The sequence below is a fragment of the Achromobacter sp. RT286_PF genome, assembly GCF_059760425.1.
The window spans coordinates 208637-216286 of the sequence record NZ_JCBAMR010000006.1; the positions used below are offsets into that span (position 1 = coordinate 208637).

General features: G+C 62.9%; 4 protein-coding genes. All 4 read right to left on the minus strand.

Going from position 1 to position 7650, the window contains the following annotated elements:
• Nucleotides 1-2: 2 nt before the first annotated feature.
• From AC6LJY_RS08185 to pbpC, 4 genes are read right to left on the minus strand one after another with little or no spacing between them, the layout of a single operon-like run.
• The gene (locus tag AC6LJY_RS08185) at nucleotides 3-1667 is read right to left on the minus strand and encodes a PqiB family protein (RefSeq protein ID WP_120156245.1); all 1665 of its coding nucleotides are present in this window, start codon (nucleotides 1665-1667) and stop codon (nucleotides 3-5) included.
• A 42-nt stretch (nucleotides 1668-1709) separates the two neighbouring features.
• Entirely contained in the window at nucleotides 1710-3053 is a 1344-nt protein-coding gene (locus AC6LJY_RS08190) for a paraquat-inducible protein A (RefSeq protein ID WP_104144422.1), read from the minus strand.
• Nucleotides 3053-5365 (minus strand): ATP-dependent Clp protease ATP-binding subunit ClpA, encoded by a 2313-nt coding sequence (gene clpA / locus AC6LJY_RS08195; RefSeq protein WP_039884291.1) that lies wholly within the window; start codon nucleotides 5363-5365, stop codon nucleotides 3053-3055. The genes AC6LJY_RS08190 and clpA overlap by 1 nt, the downstream gene beginning before the upstream one ends.
• Before the next feature lie 55 nt (nucleotides 5366-5420).
• Nucleotides 5421-7538 (minus strand): penicillin-binding protein 1C, encoded by a 2118-nt coding sequence (pbpC, locus tag AC6LJY_RS08200; RefSeq protein ID WP_498135701.1) that lies wholly within the window; start codon nucleotides 7536-7538, stop codon nucleotides 5421-5423.
• Between the last annotated feature and the right edge of the window lie 112 nt (nucleotides 7539-7650).

Consider the following 7650-nt stretch of genomic DNA (forward strand, 5'->3'; position numbering starts at 1 on the left):
CTTTAGTTCCTGACAGGGCCGGAGCCGGGAATCGGGTCTTTGCCACGGCCGCGCAGCAAGGCTTCGGGGTTCGATTGCAGGAAATCGGCCAATGCCCGCAACGAGCGCGCGGCGCGGCTCAGTTCCTGCATGGCCTTTTCGGTATTGACCGGCAGGGACGCGTCGGAAGCCAGCATCGAGTTGATGTTCGCCATGGATTCGCGGGCCTGCTTGAGCATGCCCTGCGCCTCCGGGGCCACCTGCTTGTCCAGCCGGTTCATCAGCTTGGACGTGCTGGCCAGGGTGGTGCGCAGATCCTCGCCAATCTTGTCGAACGGAATTTTCTCGATCTTGGCAACGATGTTGCTGACCTGCTGCTGCAACTGATCCAGGTTGCCCGGGATAGTAGGAATTACGGCGGGGTCGGACGGGGTGAATTCCACCGGCTTGGCATTCGGGAAGTTATCCAGCACCACGTACAGCTGGCCCGTCAGCAGGTTCGAGGTGCGCAGCTGCGCGCGCAGCCCGTACTTGATCATCACGCCCAGCAGGCGGTTGCCGGCCTCGTCGCCGTCCTTGAGCGCGCGTTCGCGCACTTCTTCGTACACGCGGCCCAGGCGTTCCGGGTACAGCGTGGCGTCCACGATGGAATAGAAGCGCTTGGTGGCGGGGTCGAAGTCCAGATTGATCTGCGTAACGTTGCCCAGCGTGATGCCGTTGAAGTCGATGGGCGCTCCGACGGTCAGGCCGCGAATCGACTGATCGAAGCGCATGCGGATCGGGAAGGCTTCGCCGTCGGGGTTGGCCTTGGCGGCGGCCTCGGTGGGGTAAAGATCGAAGTGCGCGTCGGCCGGCGCGGCGGCGCTGCCATCGCGCACGCTTTGCACCGATTCGAATGCCACGCCGCCCACCGCCATCGACACCAGCGACTGCGTGCGTACCTTCAGGCCATCGGCGTTGACGCTGAAGTCCACGCCACTGGCGTTCCAGAAGCGCGTGCCGTTGGTGACGAACTTATCATTGGGCGCGTCGACAAACACTTCGACGTTGACCGCCGTGCCGGTCTTGTCGAGCTCGTAGCCGATGACGCGGCCCACATTGATGCGACGGAAATAGACCGGCGAGCCGATGTCCAGGGACCCCAGGTCCGACGCCTTTAGCATGAAGCGCTTGCCGGCCCGGTCATGCGTGACGGCAGGCGGGATTTCCAGCCCTTCAAAGCTGAACTTGGTGGCCTTTTCCTCGCCGTTCTTGCCTTCCACCGCGTCCACGCCAATGTAGGCGCCCGACAACAAGGTACCCAGGCCCGATACGCCGCTGACGTCCAGACGCGGACGCACCACCCAGAAGTTGGTGCCTTCACGCGCCAGGTCCGACACTTCCTTGGCCAGCTCGGCCTTCACCACGACTTTGCTGCGGTCGGAATTAAAGCCGATGGACTTCACCGTGCCGATGTTCACGTCTTTGTAGCGCAGCTGCGTCTTGCCCACTTCCAGCCCCTCGGCCGTATTGAACGAGATCGAGATATCCGGGCCGGCCTGCATCCAGGTGCGTATGACAAGCGACATGCCCATCAGCGCAGCCACGATGGGCACGAGCCATATCCATGAAATCCGGCGCTTCTGCTTGCGCGAGATAGTCGGCGATTTGAACTTCTCTTCACCGGCACCGGGTGCTTGGTCGGACATCTACTTTCCTTTTTTCTTCTTGAGCGGGAACCACGGTTGTTGCTAGCCCACTTCCCTGCTTGTCACGGACGGCGCATGATGCGCCGCCTGGGCCGGATGCGCCCGGCCCTCGATCTCGGGCGCGTCGAAGTCGACGTCGACCTCGCCTTCAAGATCCCAACTGCGGCGCAGATCGAAGCTCATGGCCGCCAGCATGGTCAGGATCACAACGACGCCAAACGCCGCCGCCCCCGCGCCGGCGCTGATCTCCATCAGCCCTTGGAAATCGGCCAGCGCCGCCAGCAATATAACGACAAAAACATCCAGCATCGACCATTGGCCTATGAACTCGACCATCTGATACAAGCGGGTACGCGGCCGCAGATTGGTGGTGCTGCGCCATTGCTCGGTCAGCAGCAAGAGTATCAGCGCCAACAGCTTGGTCAGCGGGACGGCCACACTGGCGATAAACACGATCAGCGCAATATCCCAGGACCCCATCTGCCAGAGCTCGACGACGCCGCCCAGGATGGTATGGGCGCTGTCGCCCAACACCGAACTGACCTGCATGACGGGCAGGACGTTAGCCGGGATATAGAACACGACCGCGGCAAGCAGCAGCGCCCAGGTGCGCGCCAAGTGATCCGGCTTGCGGTAATGCACGATGGCATCGCAACGCACGCAGTGATGTTCTTCTTCGGGATCGGCATCGCGCGGCAGGGCCTGCACCTGGCCACAAACATGGCAGCCGGCCAGCACGGTTTCCGGACCGCTTTCGGGAATATGCACGGGGGCCACGCCCGCCGTTTCGGCGTAACGCCACAGTACGTGCGGCGACAAGCGCCCCAGCATCGTCAGGAAAACAGTCAGCAGGCCGAAGGCGCCCAGGCCGATACCGGGTTGCACCGCCGCCATGCCCGCCAGCTTGACCACCGCGACCAGCACGCCCAGCAAAAACACCGGCACCATGCACCACGGCGAGAGGAAGCCCAGCAGACGCATGGCGCCGCGGAATCCGACGGGCTCGTGGCCCCGCGACAAAGGGCCAAGCACCCACAGCAATACGGTCAGTTGCAGCAACGGCAAGGCAAAACCGGCCAGCCCCGTCATCACGGCGACCACCCAGTGGCCTTGGCGCCACGTAATGGAAATGGCGTCCAGCAGGGACGCTTCTTGCACCATGCCCTGCACGGACATGGAAGCGACCGGGTAGGCGTTAGCCACCCCGAAAACGATCAGGGCCGTGATGGCAAGCGCCAGCCAATTGGACAAAGTAAGCCCGCTGTAGCGCCACAACGTGGCCCCGCAGCGGGCGCAATTGGCGGTCTCGCCAGGTTCAAGCTGATGTCGGCGATAAACGCTTGCGCAATGTTCGCACTCGATCAGCGGCTGGCTGTCCGCAGTCATCAATCGATCAGTTCAACTTCCTGCTTGTCCGGCGCATCCGAAGACGGCGGTTTCCCGTTGTCGTCGAAGTCCAGCGTCACCTTGCCCGTGTCGTCCAGATCCACCGTAACCGAACCGCCGTCCACCAGCTTGCCGAACAGCAGTTCGTCGGCCAGCGCGCGGCGGATGGTGTCCTGGATAAGACGTTGCATGGGACGCGCGCCCATCAGCGGGTCGAACCCCTCCTTGGCAAGGTGTTCGCGCAGTTTCGTGGTGAACACGGCTTCCACGCGGCGCTCGTGCAACTGATCTTCCAGCTGCATCAGGAACTTGTCCACCACGCGCAGGATGACCTCGCGGTCCAACGCGGCGAACGGGATGATTGCGTCCAGGCGGTTGCGGAATTCGGGCGTGAACATGCGGCGGATTTCCGCCATTTCGTCGCCCAGCATCCGCGAATTGGCAAACCCGATCGACGGACGGTTCAAGGTCTCGGCGCCCGCGTTCGTCGTCATGATGAGGATGACGTTGCGGAAGTCCGCCTTGCGGCCGTTGTTGTCGGTCAGCGTGCCATGGTCCATGACCTGCAGCAGGATGTTGAACACATCCGGGTGCGCCTTTTCGATTTCGTCCAGCAGCAGCACGCAGTGCGGCTGCTTGGTGATGGCTTCGGTCAAGAGGCCACCCTGGTCGAATCCGACGTATCCCGGAGGCGCGCCGATCAGGCGCGACACCGCGTGGCGTTCCATGTATTCCGACATGTCGAAACGCAGCAGCTCGACCCCCAGGGTGAACGCCAGTTGACGCGCCACTTCGGTTTTGCCCACGCCGGTGGGACCGGACAACAGGAAAGCGCCGATAGGCTTTTCCGGCTTGCCCAAGCCCGAGCGCGCCATCTTGATGGCGGCGGACAAGGCATCGATGGCGCCGTCCTGGCCGAACACCACGGTTTTCAAATCGCGGTCCAGCGTGGCCAGCTTGCTGCGGTCGTCGTTGGAGACGGACTGCGGCGGAATGCGGGCGATCTTGGACACGATGTTCTCGATGTCCACCTTGCCGATCACCTTCTTCTGGCGCGAGCGCGGCAGCAGGCGCTGGGCGGCGCCGGCTTCGTCGATAACGTCAATCGCCTTGTCGGGCAGATGGCGGTCATTGATGAAGCGGGCTGACAATTCAGCGGCCGCCGACAACGCGGCAGCGGAATAGCGCACGCTGTGGTGTTCTTCAAAACGGCTCTTCAAGCCGCGCAGGATCTGCACGGTTTGCTCGACGCTGGGCTCCGGCACGTCAATCTTCTGGAAGCGACGCGACAGCGCGTGGTCTTTTTCGAAGACGCCGCGATATTCGGTATACGTGGTGGCGCCGATGCACTTGAGCTGGCCCGAAGACAGAGCCGGCTTGAGCAGATTGGACGCGTCCAAGGTGCCGCCCGAGGCCGATCCGGCGCCGATCAGCGTATGGATTTCATCGATGAACAGGATCGCGTCGGGGTTGCCGCGGATCTGCTTGAGCACGCCCTTCAGGCGCTGTTCGAAATCACCGCGGTACTTGGTACCCGCCAGCAGCGCGCCCATGTCCAGGGAAAAGACCTGGGCGGCTTGCAAGATTTCGGGGACTTCGCCGCGCGTGATGCGCCAGGCCAGGCCTTCGGCAATGGCGGTCTTGCCCACGCCGGCCTCACCGACCAGCAGCGGGTTGTTTTTGCGGCGTCGGCACAACACCTGAATGACGCGCTCGACTTCGTGCTCGCGTCCGATCAGGGGATCGATGCGGCCCGCCAGCGCGGCGGCGTTCAGGTCCGTGGCGTATTGGTCAAGCGGCGACTGACGCGATTCGCCCTGCTCTTCACCGTTGGTCTGCTGCTCTTTCTGCACGGCGGCGGACTCCACCTGGGGCTGTTTCGTAATGCCATGCGACAGGAAATTGACCACGTCCAGGCGCGTGACGCCCTGCTGTTGCAGGTAGTACACGGCATGCGAGTCCTTTTCCCCAAAAATGGCCACCAGCACGTTTGCGCCCGTCACCGGTTTCTTGCCGGTGCCGCCTGCGGAAACATGCATGATTGCGCGTTGAATCACGCGCTGAAAGCCCAGCGTCGGTTGCGTGTCGACCTCGGCGCCGCTTGGAATCACCGGGGTGTTTTCCGAAACGAACTGACGGAGGTTGCGGCGCAAGTCGTCGAGGTTGGCCGCGCATGCGCGCAGAACCTCGACTGCCGAAGCGTTGTCGAGCAGCGACAGCAGCAGGTGCTCGACGGTAATAAATTCGTGCCGGGCCGAACGGGCCTCGACGAAAGCCATATGCAGGCTGACTTCAAGCTCTTGAGAAATCACGCTTCCTCCGTATTGCATCGAAGCGGTCAAATACACGATTCATATTCTATGCCGATCATGGCGTAACGCCAGCGATTTCAAAAACCACTCTATCGTGGCGGCCTAGCGTGTCCATGACGGTTAGCGTATACCGGCCGTCTTGCGCCAGCACTAATTTAAACGGATGACTCGACGCGCCGTGATTCACCACGCGGCCATCAAGCATCCACCATACTTCTCCTTCGGCGCCTTGCACATCTACATCCAGCGCCACTTGCCGGCTTCCCGGCACGGGCCGAAGGACCGAACCGCTGGCCACGCCACCCACGCGCAACGGCCCTTGGGTAGCGTCGGCGTAACCGGCAAATGACGGCGGCGCCGTGTCGTTCAACAGCCACGCGGCGCGCTGTTCGGGACATTGCCCCGACGGCACGCTGCCCAACCGATAACCCAGTGGCCAACATGTGACCGCCGCCTGCACCGTTTCGGGCCGGCTACGGACCTGCTGCGCGCCTTCCGGCAACGCGGCCACAATATCTTGCAGTAACGGCGCCGCCACATTCGCCCCAAAAAAACCGGGGTTCGGCGTGCCGTCCGGGCGACCCACCCAGACGCCTAGCGTCCATCTGTCGGTCACCCCGATTGCCCAGGCGTCCCGGAAACCAAAGCTGGTCCCGGTTTTCCAGGCCAGCCGCCGGGTCGGGCTGCCCGACTGGTAGAAAGGCCGGTCGGGATGCCCGCCGCCTTCAAGAATATCGCGAACGATCCAGGCGGCTCCAGGGCTCATCATACGGGACTCGATTCGAGGCTGCTCCGTCCGAAGGCGGGGCCGTCCCGAGACGCCATCGCGGGCCAAAGCCCGGTAAGCGCCGACCAGTTCTTCCAATGTGGTGCCACCCCCGCCCAAAATCAAGCTTAAATTTGGGGCAGCCCCGGCCGGCATTCGTAACCGCACGCCGCCAGTCAGCATAACCGACGCGAAACTGGCGGGGTCGACACGGTCCAGCAAGTCCACCGCAGGCACATTCAACGACCGCTGCAACGCTTGCGCCACACTGACCGGGCCCGAAAAAGCGGCCTGGAAATTGCCGGGTGCATAACCGCCGAATGACATGGGTGCATCGATCAGCAGGCTTTCCGAATGAATCAGCCCTTCGTCCAGCGCCTGCGCATACAGAAACGGTTTAAGAGTAGAACCCGGAGAGCGCACGCCACGCACCATATCCACGTGGGCATAACGGGTATCGTCGGAAAAATCGGCGGACCCCGCGTAAGCCTTGACCTCCAGCGTATCGTTATCCATCACCAGCACCGCCATGGAAACCTTGGGCGGCAAATTATCGACACGGTCCAGCAACATTCGTTCCACCGATGCCTGCATGTCAGCATCCAATGTCGATGCGACCAGCGGCGGGCGCTGGCCCGGCCGCCTTGCGGTGGTTTTGGTACCTGCTTCCTGCAACAGCCGCTGTGCGGCCAGGGGCGCAAGCCAACGTGCGCGTAGCGGCGGCGCGATCACGTTTTCGATCTTGGCATCGGCAACTTCCGCCGGGGTCCAGCGGCCCAGTTCGGCCATGCGGTCCAGCACCTTGTCGCGCGCAGCCTGCGCGGCCTCGGGGTGGCGGTCGGGACGCAGGCGCGAGGGCGCTTGCGGCAACGCGGTCAGCATGGCGGCCTCGGCGGGGCCGAGATCACGGGCAGCCTTGCCCAGCCACAGCCGCGAACCCATTTCCACGCCTTCCACGATGCCGCCCATGGGCGCGTGGGTCAGGTACAAGGACAGAATTTCATCCTTGCTGTAGTGCATTTCCAGTTGCACCGCGCGCCACGCCTGTCGCAATTTGGCCGACATGGAGCGCGAGGGCTTGCCCGCCAGTTGGGGGTCAATCAGGCGGGCGACCTGCATCGTCAGGGTTGATCCCCCCGAAACAATGCGGCGGTTCGTGGCCCATTGCCAGCCGGCCCGCGCGAACGCCACCGGGTTGACGCCGGGATGCCAGTAGAACCAGCGGTCCTCGTACGTGAGCAGCGTTTCCAGGTAGCGCGGGGACACCTGGTCCGGCGTGACCGGATAGCGCCAGATGCCGTCGCGGCTGGGGTAGTTGCGCAGCGGCGTGCCGTCGGCGGCCACCACGACGGCGGGGCCGCCGGGAACGACAGGCGGCGGCGGGGGAAAGGTGTCTCTTTCACACAACTCCCCACCCACCAGACCACGGAACAAAAAACGTATTCCGTCCTTTGCTTTTAAAAAAAAAAAAAACAATACAACACAAATGTGACTCTGATAGTTAAAGTAGCAGGTATGA

Excerpts from the sequence above, each read along its gene's own strand:
- AC6LJY_RS08190 (WP_104144422.1), bottom strand. The coding sequence starts at position 3,053 with ATGACTGCGGACAGCCAGCCGCTGATCGAGTGCGAACATTGCGCAAGC.
- AC6LJY_RS08185 (WP_120156245.1), bottom strand. The coding sequence starts at position 1,667 with ATGTCCGACCAAGCACCCGGTGCCGGTGAAGAGAAGTTCAAATCGCCG.